The organism is Streptomyces araujoniae (assembly GCF_050871195.1).
GTDB lineage: Bacteria > Actinomycetota > Actinomycetes > Streptomycetales > Streptomycetaceae > Streptomyces > Streptomyces bacillaris.
Window position 1 is genome coordinate 7529305 of sequence record NZ_CP194070.1, and the last position, 20077, is coordinate 7549381.

General features: G+C 74.3%; 21 protein-coding genes. 11 read left to right on the plus strand and 10 right to left on the minus strand.

The features are described 5' to 3' along the window. Positions 1-621: 621 nt before the first annotated feature. From ACQ9ZG_RS31745 to ACQ9ZG_RS31755, 3 genes are read right to left on the minus strand one after another with little or no spacing between them, the layout of a single operon-like run. Positions 622-2769 (minus strand): iron ABC transporter permease, encoded by a 2148-nt coding sequence (locus ACQ9ZG_RS31745; protein WP_499281493.1) that lies wholly within the window; start codon positions 2767-2769, stop codon positions 622-624. A 2-nt stretch (positions 2770-2771) separates the two neighbouring features. Next, on the minus strand, positions 2772-3746 hold the full coding sequence (locus tag ACQ9ZG_RS31750; RefSeq protein WP_499281494.1) for an ABC transporter substrate-binding protein: 975 nt from the start codon (positions 3744-3746) through the stop codon (positions 2772-2774). Between the two features lie 8 nt (positions 3747-3754). Further along, positions 3755-4687, minus strand: coding sequence for an ABC transporter ATP-binding protein (locus tag ACQ9ZG_RS31755; RefSeq protein ID WP_309076593.1), 933 nt, complete (start codon positions 4685-4687; stop codon positions 3755-3757). Positions 4688-5087: 400 nt separating this feature from the next. Between ACQ9ZG_RS31755 and ACQ9ZG_RS31760 the strand changes: the two genes are divergently transcribed. Beyond that, the gene (locus tag ACQ9ZG_RS31760; RefSeq protein WP_109914475.1) at positions 5088-5531 is read left to right on the plus strand and encodes a subtilase-type protease inhibitor; all 444 of its coding nucleotides are present in this window, start codon (positions 5088-5090) and stop codon (positions 5529-5531) included. Here ACQ9ZG_RS31760 and ACQ9ZG_RS31765 read toward each other — a convergent pair. The 5 genes from ACQ9ZG_RS31765 to rpmG all read right to left on the minus strand — a co-directional run bounded on the left by ACQ9ZG_RS31765 (position 5519) and on the right by rpmG (position 9144). Beyond that, complete coding sequence (locus ACQ9ZG_RS31765) at positions 5519-7156, minus strand: MFS transporter (protein WP_109914474.1); 1638 nt, start codon at positions 7154-7156, stop codon at positions 5519-5521. The genes ACQ9ZG_RS31760 and ACQ9ZG_RS31765 overlap by 13 nt on opposite strands. A 66-nt stretch (positions 7157-7222) precedes the next feature. Then, positions 7223-7474, minus strand: coding sequence for a 30S ribosomal protein S18 (gene rpsR, locus ACQ9ZG_RS31770; protein WP_109914473.1), 252 nt, complete (start codon positions 7472-7474; stop codon positions 7223-7225). Between the two features lie 47 nt (positions 7475-7521). Continuing rightward, a complete protein-coding gene (locus ACQ9ZG_RS31775) occupies positions 7522-8679 on the minus strand; it encodes a CobW family GTP-binding protein (RefSeq protein WP_109914472.1) in 1158 nt (385 codons plus the stop codon). Then, a complete protein-coding gene (locus ACQ9ZG_RS31780; protein WP_028417931.1) occupies positions 8676-8930 on the minus strand; it encodes a type B 50S ribosomal protein L31 in 255 nt (84 codons plus the stop codon). Before ACQ9ZG_RS31780 ends, ACQ9ZG_RS31775 begins: the two co-directional genes overlap by 4 nt. A gap of 49 nt (positions 8931-8979) precedes the next feature. After that, positions 8980-9144 carry a 50S ribosomal protein L33 gene (gene rpmG, locus ACQ9ZG_RS31785; protein ID WP_018487565.1) on the minus strand — a complete coding sequence of 55 codons (165 nt, stop codon included), beginning with the start codon at positions 9142-9144 and terminating at the stop codon, positions 8980-8982. A gap of 69 nt (positions 9145-9213) precedes the next feature. Between rpmG and rpmB the strand changes: the two genes are divergently transcribed. Both rpmB and rpsN read left to right on the plus strand, forming a co-directional pair. Continuing rightward, positions 9214-9450, plus strand: coding sequence for a 50S ribosomal protein L28 (rpmB, locus tag ACQ9ZG_RS31790; protein ID WP_109914471.1), 237 nt, complete (start codon positions 9214-9216; stop codon positions 9448-9450). Further along, on the plus strand, positions 9450-9755 hold the full coding sequence (gene rpsN / locus ACQ9ZG_RS31795) for a 30S ribosomal protein S14 (RefSeq protein WP_018487567.1): 306 nt from the start codon (positions 9450-9452) through the stop codon (positions 9753-9755). The genes rpmB and rpsN overlap by 1 nt, the downstream gene beginning before the upstream one ends. A gap of 81 nt (positions 9756-9836) precedes the next feature. On the opposite strand, the gene rpmF is transcribed toward rpsN, so the two are convergent. After that, entirely contained in the window at positions 9837-10007 is a 171-nt protein-coding gene (rpmF, locus tag ACQ9ZG_RS31800; protein WP_109914470.1) for a 50S ribosomal protein L32, read from the minus strand. 146 nt (positions 10008-10153) lie between these two features. Further along, a complete protein-coding gene (locus ACQ9ZG_RS31805; protein WP_499281495.1) occupies positions 10154-11419 on the minus strand; it encodes a hypothetical protein in 1266 nt (421 codons plus the stop codon). 175 nt (positions 11420-11594) lie between these two features. Here ACQ9ZG_RS31805 and ACQ9ZG_RS31810 point away from each other — a divergent pair, with 175 nt between their 5' ends. The 8 genes from ACQ9ZG_RS31810 (at position 11595) to ACQ9ZG_RS31845 (ending at position 20077) form a co-directional block, all read left to right on the plus strand. Further along, complete coding sequence (locus ACQ9ZG_RS31810) at positions 11595-12578, plus strand: ABC transporter substrate-binding protein (RefSeq protein ID WP_109917556.1); 984 nt, start codon at positions 11595-11597, stop codon at positions 12576-12578. A gap of 230 nt (positions 12579-12808) precedes the next feature. Continuing rightward, positions 12809-13915 (plus strand): FecCD family ABC transporter permease, encoded by a 1107-nt coding sequence (locus ACQ9ZG_RS31815; RefSeq protein ID WP_499281654.1) that lies wholly within the window; start codon positions 12809-12811, stop codon positions 13913-13915. After that, positions 13912-14967, plus strand: coding sequence for a FecCD family ABC transporter permease (locus ACQ9ZG_RS31820; RefSeq protein WP_499281496.1), 1056 nt, complete (start codon positions 13912-13914; stop codon positions 14965-14967). The genes ACQ9ZG_RS31815 and ACQ9ZG_RS31820 overlap by 4 nt, the downstream gene beginning before the upstream one ends. Positions 14968-14984: 17 nt before the next feature. Then, on the plus strand, positions 14985-15908 hold the full coding sequence (locus tag ACQ9ZG_RS31825) for an ABC transporter ATP-binding protein (RefSeq protein WP_084990463.1): 924 nt from the start codon (positions 14985-14987) through the stop codon (positions 15906-15908). A 68-nt stretch (positions 15909-15976) separates the two neighbouring features. Next, positions 15977-16111: a streptamidine family RiPP gene (gene amiA, locus ACQ9ZG_RS31830; protein WP_018487574.1), complete on the plus strand. Its 135-nt coding sequence runs from the start codon at positions 15977-15979 to the stop codon at positions 16109-16111. A 158-nt stretch (positions 16112-16269) separates the two neighbouring features. Further along, entirely contained in the window at positions 16270-17142 is an 873-nt protein-coding gene (locus ACQ9ZG_RS31835; protein WP_499281497.1) for a hypothetical protein, read from the plus strand. Beyond that, positions 17139-18713 carry a CocE/NonD family hydrolase gene (locus ACQ9ZG_RS31840; RefSeq protein WP_499281498.1) on the plus strand — a complete coding sequence of 525 codons (1575 nt, stop codon included), beginning with the start codon at positions 17139-17141 and terminating at the stop codon, positions 18711-18713. The genes ACQ9ZG_RS31835 and ACQ9ZG_RS31840 overlap by 4 nt, the downstream gene beginning before the upstream one ends. Beyond that, a complete protein-coding gene (locus tag ACQ9ZG_RS31845; RefSeq protein ID WP_181398066.1) occupies positions 18710-20077 on the plus strand; it encodes a YcaO-like family protein in 1368 nt (455 codons plus the stop codon). The genes ACQ9ZG_RS31840 and ACQ9ZG_RS31845 overlap by 4 nt, the downstream gene beginning before the upstream one ends.

Here is a 20077-nt window from a genome sequence, read left to right on the forward strand (position 1 = left end):
TAACTCGCATAGAGGCCCCCCTGCCACACGCATCCCCCTGCAACGGCTTGAGCCGCACGCTAGCAGAGCCGCGAGAGGAATGGCCAGGTCCGCCCTGTGCGCACGGAGGGTCCGGGGTTTCTTATCGGGTGGGCCGGTCCTCTTCCGGTGGTAACCGGTAATGAGTTACCGGCCGGTACGTCGCGCCGGAAGTTTCGCGGGTTAGTTTCTGCCCGGTTGATAAGGTGCTGACGGAGAGCGATCGGCTATGCCGACCGCCCGTCGGCGGGGCGCGAGGAATTGCGGGCGCGCCGGTCCCGGCCCATGGGCGTGAATCGCCGTGGGGCCGGGGTGGTCACGGGTCCGGCCGGCCGGTCCGCCGCCCGGCGACCGGGTACGGGCGGCCCCCCGGAACTTCCGGCGCACGCTACCGGGTGATCACGCTGCGTGGCGACGGTGTCCCGGGTCTCCGGTCGGCCGGAGTCCCGGGACACCCCCTGAAGGTTGTTGCACAACGGCGATCACGCCCGGATTCGGCCACCCCGGACATGATCAACTGTCCGTTTGCGCACCGTTCTCCACCGGCCCGGGCGGCGCCCGCAGGTGGGACCTGGAGATCGCCCGGGCCTAGCGCAGCAACCTTTAGGCGTCGCCCCGGGACCGCCAGAGCAGCCAGATGAAGTACGGAGCACCGATCACGGCTGTGAGCAGCCCCACGGGAATCTGCGCCGGAGCGATCACCGTCCGGCCCACCGTGTCCGAGACCACCACCAGCAGGGCGCCGAGCAGCGCGCTCACCGGGACGACCCGCACATGCCGCCGGCCCACCAGCGCGCGGGCCGCGTGCGGCGCGACCAGGCCCACGAAGCCGATCACCCCCACCGCCGCCACCGCCCCCGCGGTCAGCACGACGGCGATGCTCAGCAGCGCCAGCCGGGTCGCGCCCAGGCGGACACCGAGCAGCCGGGGCGTGTCGCCGTCCAGCCCGATCAGATCGAGGTCGCGGCGCATCACGGCCAGCACCGGCAGCGCGACGGCGAACGCCACCAGCACCGGGACCAGCTCCGGGAACGTGCGCCCGTACGTCGACCCGCCCAGCCAGGCCAGCGCCTTCGTCGCGTTGTACGGGTCCGTCAGCACGATCAGCAGGCTCACGAACGCGCCCCCGCCCGCCTGGACGCCGATACCGATCAGCACCAGCCGGTTCTGCTCCAGCCCCCGGCGGGCCGCCAGGCCGAAGACCAGCGTGGCGGCCGCCGCGGCACCGGCCAGCGCGGAGCCGCCGATCAGCCAGAAGCTCGCCAGCGGTACGACGGTGAGGACGGCGACCGCCCCGACCCCCGCCCCGCCGACCACCCCGAGGACCCCCGGCTCCGCCAGCGGGTTGCGGGAGACGGCCTGGACGACCGCACCCGCCACGGCGAGCGCCGCACCGGCCAGCAGGGCGGCGGCGACCCGGGGGACGCGGGTGTCGAGCACGTACGTCGTGAACTGCCCGGACCGCCCCGCGAGCCAGTTCACCACATCGCCCAGGAGCAGCGTGGCATCACCCAGCAGCGTCGCCGCCACCACCGCACCGAGCAGTCCCACGGCCGAGACCACCACGGTCAGGACGAACGCGCGCCGGCCGCGCAGCCGGGCGAACGCCGTGGAACCGCCGTCCGTGCCCAGGTCGCGCGACCGGTACGCCAGGAAGACCAGGACCAGCGCGCCGAAGCAGGTCGTCACGATCCCCGTCGGCACCTCCGCCCCCGCCTGCGCGCCGAACACCGCGCGCAGCAGCACATCCGCGCCGAGCACCACGAGCACCCCCGCGAGCGCCGACGCCGGGATGAACGCGCGATGGCGGACCAGCCCCGGCACCCACGTACCGAGCAGCCGGACCACGGCGGGCGCGCAGAGCCCGACGAAGCCCACCGGCCCCGCCACCGTCACGGCCACCGCCGCCAGGACCACGGCGAGGACCACCGCGAGACTCCGCGTCAGCCGGGGACTGACCCCCACCACCGCCGCGCCGTCGTCCCCGAGCGCGAGGATGTCCAGGCGGCGGCCCATCAGCAGCAGCCCGGCGAAGGCCAGCAGGGCCAGCGGGGCGAGCCGGTCGATCGACTGCATCCCGGTCTGGGCGAGCGACCCGTTGCCCCAGGCGAAGAGCCCCGTCGTCTGCTGGGAGCGCAGGATCAGCAGCATCCCGCTCAGCCCGGAGAGCGCGAGGGTGAGCGCCGAGCCCGCCAGCACCAGCCGGATCGGCCCGGAGCCCGCCCGCGACAGGCCGAGCACCACACCCGCCGCCAGCAGGCCGCCGAGGAACGCCGTACCGCCCGCCGGGAGCGCGGGCAGCGTGATCCCGAACGCGGCGACGGAGACCACCGCGAGGTAGGCGCCCGCGTTGACGGCCAGGGTGTCGGGGGAGGCCAGCATGTTGCGGGAGACCGACTGGAGGGCGGCGCCCGCCGCGCCGAGCGCGGAGCCGACCAGCAGCCCCGCCGCCAGCCGGGGCAGCCGGGAGTCCAGGACCACGGCGGCGGTCTGCTCGTCGGCGGACCGGTCCGAGGCGGCGCCGACGAGCAGTTGCCAGAGGGTGCGCAGGTCGACGGCGGCCGTCCCCTGCCCCACATGGACGATGGCGAGGGCGGTGAGGACCAGCAGCGCGGCGAGCGCCAGGAGGAACATCCGGCCGTGGCGGGCCGGGGGGCCGGGAGCGGCCGGGGACGGCGTCCCGGCCGGACCGGCCGCGCCCGCCGCCGGCTTCACGGGGGCGGGCGGGGCGTCAGTGGTGCGGGTACTCATCGTCAGTTGGTCAGCGCGCCGACGAGTGCGTCGATGTAGTCGCGCATGGAGGCGGTGCCGCCGAACATCCAGATGCCGTCCGGCAGCCGGTGGACCTGGTCGTTCTTCACGAACGGCAGCGACTTCCACACCGCGTTGTCCTTGAGCCCGTCCTTGAACGGGTCGCCGCCGTCGGCGTCGTTGGCGATGTACGTGAACCGCGCTTCACCGATCTTCGTCAGTCCCTCGACATCGGTGGCCGCGAGCCCGTAGGCCTTGTCGCCCTTCAGCTTCCACGGGCTGACCAGGCCGAGTTCGGTGTTCACATCGGTGATGAGAGAGCCCTTGACGTACGGGCGCACCGAGACCTGGCTGCCCTCCTGCCAGCCGTCCGCGAAGGCGACCTCCTTGCCGCCGAGACCGGCCGCCGCGAGCTTCTTCCTCCCGTCCTCGACCGCCTTGCGGAAGGACGCGATCTCGCTCCTGGCCTTCTCCTCGGTGCCGGTGGCCCGCGCGATGAGGTTGACGTTGTCGACCATCCGGTCGATCTGCCGGCTCGCGTCGGCCGAGCGCACCACGACGACCGGAGCGGCCTTCGACAACTGGGCGATCGCCGAGTCGGAGAGGTCGGTGGTGGCGACGATCAGGTCGGGCTTGAGACCGGCCACGGTGGCGACGCTGGGCTCGCCCCGGGTGCCTATGTCCTTGACGCCCTCGGCGAGCGGCGCGGAGGTGTCGTACGCCGTGTAGCCCTTGACGTCGGCGACGCCCACCGGCTGCACGCCGAGCGTCACCAGGGTCTCGACGACGTTCCACTCGGTGCCGACGACCCGCTTGGCGGGCCCGTCGAGGGTGACCTTCTCGCCCCGGGAGTCGGTGACCGTCACCGAGGTCTGCTTGGCGGACTCCTGCTTCGGGGCCTCGGTGGTGCCGCAGCCGGAGAGGACGAGCGCGGCCGTGGCGGCGAGGACGGGCCAGGCCAGGTACTGGTTCTTCATGAGGGGGTTCAGGGCCTTTCGGTACGGAGGTGGTGGCGGCCCACCGCGCGGGTGCGCGGGACGCCGGTGGAGGGGTCCGGTTCGACGTCGATCCGGATGCCGTAGGTCCGGGTCAGCAGCTCGGAGTCGTAGACCTCCGCGGGGGTGCCGGCGGCGGCGATCCGGCCCGCCGAGAGCAGGACGACCCGGTCCGCCACGGCGGCGGCCTGGTCCAGGTCGTGCAGGACGACCCCGACGGTCACGCCGTGGGTGTCGGCCAGATCGCGTACGAGATCGAGGACCTCCACCTGGTAGCGCAGGTCCAGGTAGGTGGTCGGCTCGTCGAGCAGCAGGACGTCGGTGTCCTGGGCGAGAGCGCACGCGAACCAGACACGCTGCAACTGGCCGCCGGAGAGGCTCTCGACGGCCCGGTCCGCGAGGTCGGTGAGGTGGGTGACGGCGAGCGCGCGGTCGATCGACCGGGCACCGTCGGGGTCCGTGCCGCGCAGCCGCCCGCGGTAGGGGTGGCGGCCGAATCCCACCACGTCCCGCACGCTGAGCCCGGCCGGGGCGGTACGGCTCTGGGCGAGCAGGGTGATGCGGCGGGCGAAGTCGTTGCGCGACAGGGCGAGGGCGTCGACCGGATCGGAACCGTCCGGCCCGGGGACCGCCACCGTGCCGGTGCGGGCCTTGTGGAGCCGGGCGACGGCACGGAGCAGCGTGGACTTCCCGCTGCCGTTCGGTCCGATCAGGGCGGTGACCCGACCGCGCTCCAGCCGGAGGTCGGCCCCGTGGACGACATCGGCCCGGTCGTACGCGACGGTCAGGCCGCGGGCGTCGAGGCCGCTGGGGCCGGGGATGCCGGAGGGGCCGACGGGGCTGCTGTCGGGGGCGGCGGAGGCGTCCGGCGCGGTGGGCCGAGGCGGCGGGCTGTCTTCACGGTCGTGGGCAGGAGCGATCACGACAGTGAGGGTAGCCTCACCTAATTTCGACGCTCGACCCGGTATGCGGAATGTTCAGCTCCGGGGCTGGGGTGCGGGGGTGGAGTCTGCTCCCGAAGCCTTCCGGGGGTGGCCGCTGGGGGGGATCGGGCCCGTGGGGCGCCGCTTTCCGGTCGAAGCGGCTTCCGGAGGTTTTCGGGCACTCGGGAATCACCGCAGGTCAGAGGGTCGTTTTCCGTTGAACCGTCGTAGGCCGTCCATATGCTGGACGCCCTCCGTGCCCTGCGTGAGCTGCCCGAACGACCATCCGGTCGGCTCGAACGAACGTCTGCGGCTGGAAGCGGGCTGTCGATGTGCGCCTACTTTCCGCATGCGTAAGACTCCTGACCGCAATCAGCACCCGAGCGAGGAGTTTTCACTCATGCGACACAACCGTCACGCAATCTTTGCAACCGTCGCCGCCGGCGCACTCGCCCTCAGCGCTCTCGCCGCCACCTCCGCCCACGCGGCCCCGGCGAAGCCCGCGAGCCTCTACGCGCCCTCCGCCCTCGTGCTCACCGTGGCGCAGGGCGAGGACCCGCTCACGGCGACGGTCCAGCGGGCGGTCACGCTCACCTGCGCCCCGAACGCCGAGGGCACCCACCCCGCCCCCCGGGCTGCCTGTGCCGAACTGGACGCGGTGGGCGGACAGTTCACCGCGCTCGCCCGCACTTCGCCGGACCGCATGTGCACCCGGCAGTGGGACCCGGTCGTGATCACCGCCCACGGTGTCTGGCACGGCCGGCGCGTCGCGTTCTCGACCACCTACGGCAACGCCTGCGAGCTGGCCGGCAGCATGCACGAGAGCGCCGTCTACTCCTTCTGAGCCCGGCCGGCCCCCTCCGGGGAATCCTGCGTCACCCGGGTGCCCGGGTGGCGCAGCGCGAAGAGGAACGCGACGGCCAGACAGATCGCCATCCCGTAGAACACCCACTGGTTGGCCTGGGCGAAGTCCATCCGGATCGCCTGCATGGAGTCCTTCACCGCATCGGCCACCGGACCGGACCCGGAGGGCCCCCGGGTGTCGGCCTGGCCGGTCACCGCCTGCGCGACCGACTCCGCGGCGTCGCCCGCCGCACCGTCCGGCACCCCCTTGTCCCGCAGCGTGCCCTCCACGTTGGTGATCGTCCGGTGCGTCAACACCGTGCCGAACACGGCCAGTCCGATGCTCGCCGCGAAGTTCCGCACCGTCTGGGTGATCCCGGTGACCTCCCCGTACGAAGCCCCGATCGCCCGGTTCACGGCGTCGGTCGAGGCCGGCGCCAGCAGGAACCCGATCCCCGCACCGGCCAACGCCGCGTACAGCCACTGGTCGTGCATGGAGAGTGTCGTCAACTTGCCCGCCCACAGGGCGAATCCGACCGCACCGAGCGCGGTGCCCAGCTTCAGTGCCGGGCGGGCACCGCGCTTGTCCAGGATCCGGCCGCCCCACTGCGAGGCGATACCGAAACCGACGAAGAAGTAGAGGAGGTAGAGCGCCGCCTGGTTGGGCGACGCGCTCAACGAGACCTGTGCGTAGACGGAGGCGAAGAAGAAGACCGGGACGAACGCCATCATCGAGAAGAACAGCACCGCGGTGTCGATCTGGAACGCCCGGTCCCGGAAGACCTGGAGTCTGATGAGCGGGACCCGCGCCCGCAGTTCGAACCAGCAGAAGAACGCCAGCACCAGCACCCCGACCACGATGCACGCCCAGGTGGCGACGGCGTCCCATCCCCAGGTGGATGCCTGCTGGAGGCCCAGCACCGTCAGCCCCATCCCGACCGCGACCAGCACCGCCCCCGGCAGATCCAGGGGTTCGCGCTTCGACCGGTCCGGGATGCGGGCCAGCAGCGTCAGCACGATGGCGATGACGGCGACGGGCACGTTGACCCAGAAGATCGCGCGCCACGTCCAGGAGGTGAGCCAGCCGCCGAGCAGCGGCCCCACCGCCGTCAGGGCCCCGGAGAGCCCGAAGAACAGCGCCAGCGCCCGCCCCCGCCGCTCCACCGGGAACACCGCGATGACCACGGCCAGCGCGGCCGGGAACATCAGCGCCGCGCCGATGCCCTGCACGGCGCGGAAGCCGATCAGCCAGGCCTGGGCGAAGTCCCCGGCCGGCACGGCACCGCACATCGCGGAGGAGATGACGAAGACGAGCGTGCCGATCAGCATCACCCGGCGGTGCCCGTAGATGTCGGACAACCGCCCGCCCAGCGCGAAGAACGCGGCCAGCGTGAGCAGGTAGGCGTTGACCACCCACTGCATCTGCGTGGAGGTGAGGCCCAGTTCGTGAATGATGTCGGGAGCGGCGATGGCGACGATCGTCTGGTCGATGAAGGTCATCGACACGGCGAACAGCATGGCCGCGAGAGCGAGGCTCTGATGCGGGGATCCGGCCCGGCGGCCCGGGGCCGCCGGGCCCGACGACGCCGGCTCCGGGCCGTCCCCCTTGGAGGTGTCTGTGCCCATACGTTCATGGTGCTCGGCCTGCCACGGCACTGCATCCCGAGCCGCCCCCGCCCCCCTGGCGCCGGGCTACTTCCCGGAACCGGCGCCGGTTCCGTACGGCAGCAGCGCCATCTCCCGGGCGTTCTTGACGGCCGCGGCGATCTGCCGCTGCTGCTGGGCGCTCACCCGGCTCACCCTGCGGCTGCGGATCTTGCCGCGGTCGGAGACGAACTTCCGCAGCAGATCGGTGTCCTTGTAGTCGATGTACGTGATCCCCGCCGCGTCCAGCGGGTTGGGCCGGTCCTTGAGCGGCTTACGGGGGTCCTGCCTGCGTGCCATCGTGCTTCCTTGCGTGAGTGGTCGGGGTACGGGGGTGGCTTGCCGGTTCACACCGGGTCGAGGAGCGCGTCGAAGGCGGCCGGCAGGTTCTTCCACGCCTCCCGGCCCGCCCGGTACTCCTCGTCCGTGAGCAGGCACGACTCCAGCAGCCCGGTCAGCCCGTCGCGGTCGAGGCCGGGGGAGACGAAGACCAGGTGCTGACAGCGGTCGCCGTGCTCGGTGTGCCAGTCCAGCGCGGCGGCGGCCCGACGGTAGGGCTCCACCATCGCCCAGGCCGCGTCCGGGAGGGAGGCGAGCCAGGGGCCGGTGTTCTCCACACAGAGCGCGCCGCCCGCCGCGTCCCAGGAGAGCAGAGTGTCGGGCCGGTCGGCCAGCCAGAACCGCCCCCGGCTGCGGGCCGCCGCACAGCACAGGTCCTCCAGCGCGTGGTACAGCCGCTCGGGGTGGAAGGGGCGGTGCCGCCGCCAGACGAGCGTGGAGACCCCGGCCTCCTCCGCCTCCTGCGGCAGCAGCGCACAGGCTGGATGCTGGCCCGCGGCCGCGGCGCCCACATCGAACCCGGCGACCGCGATCCGGGCCAGCTCAACGGAGCCGGAACGCATCTGACGAGCCATCGGGTTGAGCTGGCGGATCAGCGCCCGGTCCTCGTCGTCGGCCACCGGGTTGTCGGAGAGGGCCAGGACGGGCGCGTACTCCACCTGCCGGGCCCAGGTGTCCCCGACGGTCCGCTGGTCGGCGGGTGCCGCCGCGAGGCCGGCCTCCGCCAGGTCGTCGCCGTTGGTGAGGCAGGGCAGGACCAGGGTGGGGTCGATCGCGGTGATGACATTGGTGACCTCGAAGCCGTCGGCCCCGTGGACCGCGATGACCTCGGCCATCGACTTCGGCTCGACGGAGTCCCACAGCTCCAGGACGGCCAGCCGGGTCAGCCCGCCGTCAGCCAGCCGCCGCAGCTCGGGGACCAGGTCCTCCCGCAGCGCACAGCACGCGCAGTCGTTGACCAGGGGCGTCTCGCCCGTGGACAGCTCCCCGGTGGCGTCCCGCAGGATCCGGCGTACCGTGCCGCCGGTCGCCGTCGACAGGTCGTGGTGGAGCGCGACGCTCTGCGGGACCGCGGCGAGCAGCCCCTCCACCACCTCGCGGCGGGCCTCGGAGTGCAGCCCGCAGACGATGACGACGGGCAGCTTCCGGCGCCGTTCCTCCGTCACCGGGCCTCACCGCGCCCGTAGCGGCGCTCGAAGCGCTCGACGCGGCCCGCGGTGTCCAGGACGCGGGCGGTACCGGTGTAGAAGGGGTGGCTCGCGGAGGAGATCTCCACGTCGACCACCGGGTAGGTGCGGCCGTCCTCCCACTCCACGGTCCTGTCGCTGGTCAGGGTGGAGCGGGTGAGGAAGGCGAAGTCGGCGGCCTTGTCGCGGAAGACGACGGGGCCGTAGGCGGGGTGGATTCCGGGCTTCATGCGGGGTTCCTAGCGGTCGGGGGCTGCTGCGGGGCGGGGGCCGGAGGCCTCAGCGCTCCTCGCGGAAGTCGACATGCCGACGGGCGACCGGGTCGTACTTGCGCAGCACCATCCGGTCGGGGTCGTTACGGCGGTTCTTACGGGTGACATAGGTGTAGCCGGTCCCCGCGGTGGAGCGGAGCTTGATGACCGGGCGTACGTCGTTGCGAGCCATGGGCGCTACTATATGGCAATGGTTTCCATTTTCAATAATGGATGCATCGATGAGAGGCAGGTAACGTCCGTGTCCGCCCACTGCCAACTGACCGGCTCGCAGCCGGGATTCGGCAACTCCATCTCCCACTCGCACCGCCGTACGTCACGCCGGTTCGACCCGAACGTCCAGCGCAAGCGGTACTGGCTGCCCGGTGAGGGGCGCCACGTGCGGCTGACCCTCAGTGCCCGGGCGATCAAGGCGATCGACGTCATCGGCATCGAGGCCGCGGTCGCGCGCATCCGCGCCCGGGGAGGGAAGGCCTGATGGCCAAGAAGAGCAAGATCGCGCAGAACGAGAAGCGCAAGGCGACCGTCGAGCGGTACGCGGCCCGCCGGGCCGAGCTGAAGGAGGTCATCCGCCGCCCGGCGACTCCGGCGGCCGAACGCGCCGCGGCGGTCCAGGAGTTGCGCCGCCAGCCGCGCGACGCCAGCGCCACGCGGGTGCGCAACCGTGACAGCGTCGACGGCCGGCCCCGCGGCTATTTGCGGACCTTCGGCCTCTCCCGGGTCCGGATGCGCGAACAGGCGCACGCCGGATTCCTGCCCGGGGTGACCAAGTCCTCCTGGTGAGAGCGGTCTGAGCGTCCGAAGGGCGGGTGGCGGCGCGGCTCGATCGCCGCGCCACCACCCGCCCTTCCTTGTTGTGCGGGTTCAGCTCTCCGGTCGCAGCAGGCCGCGCTCGTACGCCTTCACCAGCCGCTGCGGCACCCGGTGCACCACGCCGTCGACCGTCGCCGGTACCAGCTGGGGCGTCGTGGCCTTCCACTGGGCGCGGCGGTGGCGGGTGTTGCTGCGGGACGTCTTCCGCTTCGGAACGGCCATGGGTCTCTCCTGGGTGTGGTGGGGGTCGGTCGGTGGCGTCGACCGTATATGGAAATGACTGTCGTTTCCAAGTTGTGGTGCGGGGGTTGCTCGGCGGTGGTGTGGAGGGCCGCGGCTCGCCCGGTGTTGGTACGGAGAGCTCCGGCTCACCGCCCCACCGGGTCGGCGTGGGCGCCGTCGCCTGGGGTGACCAGCGTCAGGTGCCCGCCGTCGTCGAGCGGGGTGGGCAGGGTGAGGGTGGTGACCGGCTCCGCCCGGTCGGCGTCGAAGACATGGACCTCGCCGTGGCCGCCCCGGCTCACCGCGACCAGCCCGGCGCCGGGAGAGGCGGCGATCGCCCGCCGCTGGACGCCGTCCCACGGTGTGCCGCCCCGGCGCGGCGCCCCCGCCATCGCGGGCAGCGGGAGGCGTGCGGCGATGTGCGGCCGGGTGCCGGGGGCGGTGGGCGCGGCGAGCAGGATCAGCTCGTCGCCGTCCGGGTGGACGCGGGAGTACGCGATGTGCCGGGCGGTCACCGCGAGCCGGAACACCAGCCCGGGCCCCAGCTCCAGCCGTCCCGTGGTGCCGGTGTCGAGCCCGTGCCACCAGGCGTCGTTGGTCCACTCCGGCCACTGGCCCGGCGCGGAGGGTCCGCCGCGCACGCAGGACCAGAGCGTGCGCCGCACGGGATCGAGCCGCAGGTAGTAGCCGCGCCCGCCGGTCCGCCCGTCGGCGTCCCAGGGCAGGGACGGCTCCGGCGCGACCCGTTCGCCCTCGTGCCGCACCCGGTGCACGCCCGAGCCCGCCGCCGCGAACACCCGCCCGGTGACCGGGTCGTGGGCGTCCCCGTGCCCGTCCGCGTCCGGCAGCCCGATGCGCTGGACGGGCTCCGCCGGAGGGCAGGAAGGGGGCGCGGCCATCAGGGCGTGGTGCCGGTGGACCAGGAGTTCGCCGGGCTCCCGGTGGCGCAGCACCACGAGCGGCGACGACCCGCCGAGGACCGTCACGCCCGGCTCCCCGGTCCGCCCCCGTACGCGTACGGCGACGGCGCCGTCCGGTGCGTCCAGGTCGACGGCGGTCAGCAGTCCGGTCCAGGCCTCCTCGTTCCGCCCGAGACCGGTGGTCACCGCCAGGCGGCGCCCGTCCGGTGCGGCCGCCAGATGCTCGGCCGGTACGGCGACCGGTATCCGCCGCCGGACCAGGGGCCGGCCGGCGCCGGGGCCGTACGGGTCGAGGACCAGCAGCTCGCCCGCCCGGTCGTCCACGCAGGCGACCAGATCGTCCGGCAGGGCGAGAAACCCCGCGTGCTCGGCCGGGTGCCGGTGGTCGAGCGCCGCCACCTCCTCGCCGCCCGGCAGATCCAACAGGCTGACGCGTCCGGCGACTTGGTCGGCGACCAGCAGGCGGGGGTGCGGGCGGGGCGGTTGGGGCATGGCGGTCTCCTGGGGTCGGTCGGCGGAATTCGGTCATGGGGGCCGGGGTCTTGGCCCGCTTTATTGGAAATGATAATCATGTGTAAGGTGCCGGTCTGTGGCGGGCGGTTCCCGGGGCCCCGCCACAGCGCCTGACGCCTCCCCGGGGCCGTACAGAATCCGAGAGAGACAGCCGATGCCACGCACCGCACTGAGAGTCCGCCGCTGGGCCGCGATCGCCGTACTGGGAGGGCTGCTGGCCGGCTGCGGCACGACCGGCGAGCCGTCCGGGTCCGCCGCCGAACCGGCGGCCGGGGCCAAGGCCCGTACGAGCACCGAGGTGCGGCCCATCGAGGCCGCCACCCGGATCACCGACGCCAACGGCGTCACCGTCTCGCTGGAGAAGCCCCCGCAGAAGATCGTCTGCCTGGTCGCCCTCTGCGACGACATCCTGGTCGAGCTGGGCATGGTCCCCACCGCCACCAACTCCGCCGTCCTCGCCCACCCCGAGTTCCTGGGCAAGGAGAAGGCCGCGAAGGTCCCCGTCGTGCCCGGCGGCTTCCTCAGCCCCGAGGTCGAGGCGATCCTCTCCCACCGGCCCGACCTGGTGATCGGCCTGGAGGACACCCACGGCAAGCTCGCCCCCGCCCTGAAGGGCGCCACCGCCTTCTGGCCCGTCCAGCCCGGCTCCTGGCAGGACAGCGTCGGCTACCTGCGCGACCTGGCCGCGCTCACCGGCCGTACGGAACAGGGGGAGAAGGCCGAGAGGACGTTCCGCACCCGGCTGGCCGAGGCCGAGAAGAACCGCAGCGACAAGACGTCGCTGATCATCTTCGGCAGCGACGAGAACTTCGGCGTCGCCACCCCGGAGACCGATGTGGCCGCCGGACTCTTCCCGAAGATCTCCCAGTACCCCTGGAAGAGCAGGGGAGTCGACGGTTCCTACAGCCTGGAGGAGATCCTCGCCCGGGACGTCGACGTCCTCTTCGTGGAGACGCTCTCCTTCGGCGCACCGGACGGCAAGCTCTCCGACAAGCTCGCGGGGAACCCGCTCTGGTCGCGCATCCCGGCGGTGAAGAACGGCAAGGTCATCGAGGTCGACTCCGAGGTCTGGGCCAAGGGCCGCGGCACCCGGTCCCTGGGCATCGTCCTCGACGAGGCGACGGCCGCACTGCGGTGAACGGCCTTCCGGAAGACGGTGGTTGTGCCGCGGTGAGTGACCGCGGCCGCCCGGCGAAGGACGGTGCTGCGGGAGGCCGCCGCCCTGCGGCTGAGGGCGGTGTGGCGGACGGCCGCCGTGCGGTGGTGAAGGGCGGCGCGCCGGGCGGACGGCGCCCGGCGGAGAACGGTGCCGTGAGTGGTCACCGTGGGGTGGCGAAGAACGGTGCGGCGGGCGGGCGCCGTCCCGCGGTGAGGCGGCTGCGCGTGGTGCCGGTCGCGCTGACGGTCGTGGCGGTGGTGAGCGCGGTGTGCGCGCTGAGCCTCGGCACGCCGTACGTTCCCCCCGCCCGGCTCCCCGCCACTCTCGGCTCCGACGGCCTCGCGGGGATCGTCGTCACCGAACTGAGGCTGCCCCGCCTGGTGCTGGCGCTGGTCGCCGGTGCCTGTCTGGGGGCGGCGGGCCTGGTGCTCCAGGAGGCGCTGCGCAATCCGCTCGCCGTCCCGGAGATGCTCGGCGTCTCCTCCGGTGCCGCCCTCGGCGTGGCGGCACCGCTGGTGCTGGCCCTCTCCCTGCCCCTCGGCCTCCAGCCCTTCCTGGCCCTGGCCGGGGCGGCGCTCGGCGGACTGCTGACGCTGGTCGCCGCCGGGTTCGGCCGCAGCCCGTCGTCCGTGCTGCTCACCGGGGCCGCGGTCGCCGCCGCGCTCCAGGCCGGACTGCTGGTGCTCATGGTGATGGCCGACCAACTGGACCTCCAGCTCATCTACCGCTATCTGCTGGGCAGTCTCTCCGCCCGCACCTGGGACGACGTCACCGGGCTGCTGCCCTGGCTGGCCGTCGCCGTCCCCGCGCTGGTGCTCTGTGTGCCGGTGCTCGGCGTGCTGCGGCTCGGTGACGACGACGCCCGCGCCCTCGGCGTACGCGTCGAACGCGCCCGGGTCGCCGCGCTCGGCATCGCCGTCGTCCTGATCGCCCCCGTGGTGGCGGTCTGCGGCCCGGTGGCCTGGGTCGGCTTCCTCGCCCCCCACCTCGCCCGGCGGCTGAAGCCGGACGGCGGGGCGGCGGGGTGGCTCGTCCGGTCCGCCCTGTGCGGGTCGGTCGTGGTGCTCTGCGCGGACCAGCCCGCCCGGCTGGCGCTCGCCCCCGTCGAGACGCCCGTCGGGGCGTGGACGGCCCTGGTCGGGGTGCCGGTCGGAGTGGTGCTGCTGAAGCGGGGTCGGCGCGCTGCGCGTCGGAGCGACCGGGCGCCCGCGTCCGCCGGGCCCGCATCCGATGCCGGCCTGTCCGTGCCCGGACAGGCCGGGGAGCCCGTACGGGGCGCGGAGTCCGTACCCCTTCTGCGGAAGGCGGAGCGATGAGCGTGTCGGAAGCGGCGCCCGGAACGGCCCGGCGGGCATGGCGCTCACCGGGCGTGCGGCTGGGCGTGCTGGTGGTGCTCGTGGCCGCCGTCGCCTGTGCGGACCTGTTCGCGGGGCGGGGTGTGGCGGCCGGGGGAGTTCGGGCCGTGCTCCTGGGCGGCGGAGACCCCATGGCCCAGCACATCGTCCTCCAACTCCGGCTGCCTCGGCTCCTGGTGGCCCTGGTCGCCGGGGCGGGCCTGGGCGTCGCCGGGCTCGTCCTCCAGTCGGCCCTGCGCAACCCGCTGGCCGGTCCCGAGGTCACCGGGGTCACCCCGGGCGCGGTCCTCGGCGCGGTCGCCGCCACCGGTCTCGGCCTGGCCGGCTGGGACTCCCCGGCGGCGGTCGTCGCGGCGGCCTGCCTCGGCGGGTTCGCGGGGGCCGGGCTGCTGTGGCTGCTCGCGGGGCGGGAGAAGGGCGACCCCGAGCAGACCGCCGTGTACGGGGTCCTGGTGTCGGCGGTCCTCGCCGGGCTCACCGCCGTGGTCCTCCTGGTGGCCCCCGGCGAACTGGGCAGTGTCGTGCAGTGGTTGATCGGCTCCACCGAGGGCCGGGTCTGGCAGCACTGGCATCTGCTGTGGCCGTGGGCGGCGGTGTGGGGAGCGGCGGCCTGGCTGCTCGCGGCCCCGCTGACCCTGCTGCGCTGCGGCGACGAACAGGCTTCCGCCGCCGGGCTGGACGCCGGGCGGGGCCGGGCCGCCGCGCTCGTGTGCGCGGTGGCCCTGACGGCGGGAGCGGTCTCGGCCGTGGGGGCGCTCGGCTTCGTGGGGCTGCTGGTGCCGCATCTGGCGCTGGCCGTCTTCGGCGCCGACCTGCGCATCACGATCCCCGGCGCCGCGCTGCTCGGCGCGGTGGTGGTGTGCGGGGCGGACGCTGCGGCCCAACTGCTCTCCCGGCTCCTGGCGGTGGCGCTCGACGCGGACCGGCTGACCCTGCCGGTCGGCGCGCTGACCACCTTCGTCGGGGCCGGGCTGCTGCTGGTCGTGGCGCGCCGACGGGCGGACGAACGATGACAGGGAGGAGGCCGGACATGGCCGCACGGACGAGAGGTACGACGGTGGGCGCGAAGAGCGAGGCGGGGACGAACGGCACGGCGGATCCACCGGGCGGGACCGGCCGCACGGCGGGGGCGCCCGTCGCGGTCCGGGCGGAGGGGCTCGGCTTCGGCTATCCGGGGCGTGAGGTGCTGCGCGGGATCGACCTGAGCGTCGGTGCCGGCGAACTCGTCGCCCTCGTCGGCCTCAACGGCTGCGGCAAGAGCACCTTGCTCAAGCTGGCCGCCGGACTGCTCACCCCGGGCGAGGGCCGGGTCCTGCTCGACGGCGACGACGTGGCGCGCCTGCCCCGCCGGGCCGCCGCCCGCCGGGTGGCGCTGCTGCACCAGTCGGCACCGGCCGTACCGGCCCTGACCGTACGGCAGTTGGTGCGCCAGGGGCGGTACGCGGCCCGGGGGCCCCTCGGGATGCTCCGGGACGGCGACGACGAGGTGGTGGCCCGGGCCCTCGCCGACGTCGGCGTGACCGGCTGGGCGGACCGCCCGGTGGACGCGCTCTCGGGCGGGGAGCGCCAACGGGTGCGCCTCGCCATGGCGTTGGCCCAGGACGCCCCGCTCCTCCTCCTGGACGAGCCCACCACCTATCTCGATCTGCGGCACCAGCTGGAGGTGCTCCAGACCGTCGTACGGCTGCGTGCCGAGCGGCGGCTCACGGTGGTGATGGTGCTTCACGACCTCAACCACGCGGCCCGGTTCGCGGACCGGATCGTCGCGCTGCGGGAGGGCCGCATCGCCGCCGACGGTCCGCCCGGAGAGGTCGTCACGGAGCAGCTGCTGGCCGAAGTCCTGGGCGTGCGGGGGCGGGTGGGGATCGATGCCGAAGGCGGCCGGCCCGTCTGTTACCCAGATCACCCTCTCGACCCGCCTCAACTATTGCGGAATGAAAATCATATTCATTAGTGTCTGTGGTGCGGCACGGAACGACGTCGCGACCATCACCCGATCCATCGATATGGAGGATTCAACTCATGGAGCAGAACAAGGTGTTCAGCCCGATCGCCGACCAGGGCCAGCTCGCCCACCTCTCCGCCACCCACTCGAACGCCCTCGTCGAGAACCCCTTCGACGACGCGGTCGAGGCCGACACCGCGGACGAGAAGTAAGCGGCACCTGCCGCTGAGGCAGGCCTAAGCGGCACCTGCCGCTGAGGCAGGCTCCCGCTCCTCGCGTGGCGGGCCCGTCCGGTCGATCCCCGGACGGGCCCGTCCCGTTACGCACCACCCGCTCGCTCCCGTACCGCCACGCTCCTCGGAGGCCCCCAGTGACCCGCAGTCGACTCGCTCCCGGCGCCGGGATCGTCACCGTCCCCGGTGACCGGCCCGTGCTCCGCACCGCCGACGGGCATTTCCTCCGCATCGACACCGGCCGCGTCGGCGGTGCGGAGCTGGTCGACCGGCTGACGGCGGGGGAGGGGACGCAGGAGGACTCCGTATCCGCCCCCGAATCCGCCTCCGCCTCCGCCGAACTCGACCGGCTGGTAGCGGCGTTCGAGGAGGCCGGCCACGCGGTGACCGGACCCCGCCGCCCGCCGCTCACCGGGCGGACCGTCCACCTCCTGGGTGACCCCGTACTCACCGGACCGCTCGCCCGGTTCGCCGCGGCCGAAGGCGCCGAGGTCCACCCCGCCACCGCCGACAGCCTGGCCGGACTCGCCGGGCGGCGGGACACCGCCGTGGTCTGGTGCCTCGACTCGCCCGTCCCCGAGGGGCTCTGGGCCGACGCGGACCGGCTGCCCGCGCGCCGCACCGCCTGGCTCCGCTGCCACCGCGAGGGCGCCCACGCCTGGATCGAGCCCCTCGCCTGCGCCCCGGGGGACGTCACCTCCGCCCACGTACGGCTGCGCAGACTCGCGGCGACCGCCGCCCACCGGGAGCTCGCCGCCTACTGGACCGGCCACCGCACCCCCGACACCGGCCCGCACCCCACCGAGGCGTCGGCCGCCCTGATCGCCGCGCTGCTCACCGCCGACCTGATCGCCTGGGCCGGCGACGGGCGCCACCGGGGAGCCGCCCTGCCCGCCCGCCGCAGGCTGCGCCGGATCGACCTGCGCGACCTGACCGTCACCGAACACCCCGTGCTCCCGGTCCCGGACGTCGCCCCGCTGCCCGCCCCCGCACCGGGGGCGAAGGCATGAGCGCCGCTCCCCGTGCGGGCGTGCGCACGGGCACCGCCACCGTGCGCATCCCGGCCGCCGACGGCACCCCCCTCGCCACCGACCTCTGCCTGCCGGAGGCGCCGGGACCCCACCCCGCCGTCGTGATCCGCACCCCCTACGGCCGTACCGCCCACCACGCCGAACTGCGCGGCTGGGCGGCCCACGGGTTCGCCGCCCTCGCCCAGGACGTCCGCGGCCGGCACGGCTCGCCCGGCCTCTGGCACCCCTACCGGGACCACGAGGAGAGCGACGGTGCCGCGACCGTGGCGTGGGTGCGCGAGCAGGGGTGGAGCGGTGGCGGGCCGGTCGTCGCGGTCGGCTCCTCCTACGCCGCCCACTGCGCCCTGGTCACCGCGCTCGGCGCCCCCGGCGCCGGCCGCCCGGACGCCGTCATCGCCGCCGTCCCCGCCCTCGGCCTCGTCGAGACCGCCCGCGAACCGGCGGGCCCCGAACGCCTCGGCGCGCGCGCCGGCTGGTGGGCCGCCCACGGCGACCGCCCCGACTCGGCCCCGGACGCCCTGGCCTCCGCCCTGGCCGACGACCCCCGGCTGCTGGAACACCTCCCGCTCACCCGGCTGCCCGACCGCCTGGGCCGCCCCCTGCCCTCCTGGCCCGGGCTCTGGGACGACTGCGTACGCGGGAGGATCGTCGCACGCGGCTCCGCCTCCCGCCTGCCGCTGCTCGCCGTCGGCGGCACCCGCGACCCCTTCGCCGAGGACACCGTGGCGCTGTGGCGTGGCTGGGGCGGGCCCGCCCGGCTGCTGCTCGGCCCCTGGGGCCACCGCCTCACCGCCGACCGGCCCGGGATAGCAGCCGACCGCATCAACCTCGGTGCGCTGTACGTACGGTGGGCCCGCGCCGCCCTCGCCGGACGGCTGGATCCCGAACGGCACGGGGTCATCTCCCTGGGTGGCAGCGGCCGTTGGCACCGCATCCGCGAGGACGGGCCACGCCCCCCGGAAGGCGCCTCGACCCGGACCGCCACCTGGCCCTTCGACGCGCCCACCGGTCTCCGGCCGCTGCACGGAGCCGAGTTCACCGCCGACCCGGCCCGCCCGGTCCGCTCCGACGAGCTGACCGCCCCGGCCCCCGCCGCCGGCACCCCCGCCGACCGCTTCCTCCTCCTCTCCCCGCCCCTGCCCCGCCCGCTCGACCTCGCCGGACCCGCCACCGCCCGGTTCCACGCCACCGCCGACACCCCCGGCGCCGACTGGGCCGTCCGGCTCACCGCGCTCGACCCGGCCGGCCGCGCGGACCCGCTCGCCCTCGGCATCGTCCGGCGCACCGACCCGCCGGGACGCGCGGCGGAGATCACCGTGCCGCTCGGCACCCTGGGCCGCCGGCTGCCCGCCGGGACCCGGCTGCGCGCGGAGATCGCCGGACACCACTTCCCCGCCCACGCCCGCAACCCGCACACCGGCGAGAACCCGGTGACCGCGACCCGCCTCGCCCCCTCCCGCAGAGCCGTCACGGCCCGGGGGAGCGCCCTGCACCTGACCGTCGTCGCCCGGCGCCACTACGTCGAGCCCGTACCGGAGATATGCCGTTGACCAGCACCCTGCCCGTCGAAGCCCTGGTCGATCCCGTCTGCGGGCTGATCCGTGGCGTCGAGCCCGTCGAGCACCCCGCGGGAGCGCCGCCCCGCTACACCGCGATGACCGCCGAGGTCTCCGACGCCCGGCGGCTCGGTGCCTGGCCCGCCGACCGGGTCTCGCTCGGCACGACCTTCGGGGACTCCCGGGGCGCCTGGATCGCCGCCGTCGCGGAGGCCGTCGAGCGCTACTGCGGCAACCGCCTCCCGCCGCCCGGCCACCCGGAGGCACCCCGCCGGGCCACGGCCGCCGAACTGGAGGCGGAGGGGCTGCGGTCGTACGGACCCGGGGCGCTGCCCCGCTATGCCTCCTGGCAGTACGGGCGCCCCCGCTTTCCGTACGCCGAACTCACCCCCGACACACCGGCGCTGTGGACCCGGGCCACCGAGAACGGCGAGCCCTGCTGGGCGCCCGTCTCCCTCACGCACCTCAACTGGCGCCAGGGCGAACTGCGTTCACTCCCGCGCACCCACCACCTCAACTACGCGGGCATCGCCACCGGCCAGGGCCTCGACGACGCCGTGGAGCGAGGACTGCTCGAAGTCGTCGAACGCGACGCCCTGGAGCTCTGGTGGCACCTGGACGGTCCCACCCGGGGCATCGACCCGGCGAGCGTCCCCGGCCTCACCGAAGACCTCGCCGGGGCCGAACTCGACGTCCACATCGTGGAGATGCCCTCCGAGTTCGCCCCCTGCGCGGCCGCCCTGGTCCACGACCGCCGACGCGGCATCCACGCCGCCGGGTTCGCCTGCCGCTACGACCCGGCGGAGGCGGCCCGCAAGGCGGTGCTGGAGGCCGTGCACACCTGGGTGTTCACCCAGGGCGCGGTGGACGCCGACGGCTGGGTCCACCGCTCGGTGGAGGCCGGTCTCTTCGCTCGCGGCCTCTACCTGGACCACCGGGCCGACCGGCGCTATCTCGACGACTGCGGACCGGAGTTCGCCGCCGTACGGGATCTGGGCGCCCATGTGCAGGTGTGGCTGGACGACCGCATGGCCCCGCTGGCCCGGCGCTTCACCGAACCGGCCGCCGGTGTCGTCCCCGTCACCGGGATCGCGCCCGGCAGCCGCGCCGCCCTGGACGCCGCGCTCGCCGCCGGCGGCCACCGGGTGATCACGGCCGACCTGACCACCGAGGACATCGCGGAGACCCCGCTGCGCGTCGCCCGCGTCCTGGTCTCCGGCCTGATCCCCAACGCCCCCGCCGCCTTCGCCTACCTGGGCTGCCCGCGCTTCGCCGAGGCCGCCCTCACCCGGGGCTGGCGCACCCGTCCCCCCACCGGACCGGCGGACTTCACCCTCGCGCCGCCGCCGCACATGTGA

What these genes read in the sequence shown, in the direction of transcription:
- ACQ9ZG_RS31745 (WP_499281493.1), bottom strand. Translation starts at nt 2,769, where the DNA reads ATGAGTACCCGCACCACTGACGCCCCGCCCGCCCCCGTGAAGCCGGCG.
- ACQ9ZG_RS31750 (WP_499281494.1), bottom strand. Translation starts at nt 3,746, where the DNA reads ATGAAGAACCAGTACCTGGCCTGGCCCGTCCTCGCCGCCACGGCCGCG.
- ACQ9ZG_RS31760 (WP_109914475.1), top strand. Translation starts at nt 5,088, where the DNA reads ATGCGACACAACCGTCACGCAATCTTTGCAACCGTCGCCGCCGGCGCA.
- ACQ9ZG_RS31765 (WP_109914474.1), bottom strand. Translation starts at nt 7,156, where the DNA reads ATGGGCACAGACACCTCCAAGGGGGACGGCCCGGAGCCGGCGTCGTCG.
- rpsR (WP_109914473.1), bottom strand. Translation starts at nt 7,474, where the DNA reads ATGGCACGCAGGCAGGACCCCCGTAAGCCGCTCAAGGACCGGCCCAAC.
- ACQ9ZG_RS31780 (WP_028417931.1), bottom strand. Translation starts at nt 8,930, where the DNA reads ATGAAGCCCGGAATCCACCCCGCCTACGGCCCCGTCGTCTTCCGCGAC.
- rpmG (WP_018487565.1), bottom strand. Translation starts at nt 9,144, where the DNA reads ATGGCTCGCAACGACGTACGCCCGGTCATCAAGCTCCGCTCCACCGCG.
- rpsN (WP_018487567.1), top strand. Translation starts at nt 9,450, where the DNA reads ATGGCCAAGAAGAGCAAGATCGCGCAGAACGAGAAGCGCAAGGCGACC.
- rpmF (WP_109914470.1), bottom strand. Translation starts at nt 10,007, where the DNA reads ATGGCCGTTCCGAAGCGGAAGACGTCCCGCAGCAACACCCGCCACCGC.
- ACQ9ZG_RS31805 (WP_499281495.1), bottom strand. Translation starts at nt 11,419, where the DNA reads ATGCCCCAACCGCCCCGCCCGCACCCCCGCCTGCTGGTCGCCGACCAA.
- ACQ9ZG_RS31810 (WP_109917556.1), top strand. Translation starts at nt 11,595, where the DNA reads ATGCCACGCACCGCACTGAGAGTCCGCCGCTGGGCCGCGATCGCCGTA.
- ACQ9ZG_RS31820 (WP_499281496.1), top strand. Translation starts at nt 13,912, where the DNA reads ATGAGCGTGTCGGAAGCGGCGCCCGGAACGGCCCGGCGGGCATGGCGC.
- ACQ9ZG_RS31825 (WP_084990463.1), top strand. Translation starts at nt 14,985, where the DNA reads ATGGCCGCACGGACGAGAGGTACGACGGTGGGCGCGAAGAGCGAGGCG.
- amiA (WP_018487574.1), top strand. Translation starts at nt 15,977, where the DNA reads ATGGAGCAGAACAAGGTGTTCAGCCCGATCGCCGACCAGGGCCAGCTC.
- ACQ9ZG_RS31840 (WP_499281498.1), top strand. Translation starts at nt 17,139, where the DNA reads ATGAGCGCCGCTCCCCGTGCGGGCGTGCGCACGGGCACCGCCACCGTG.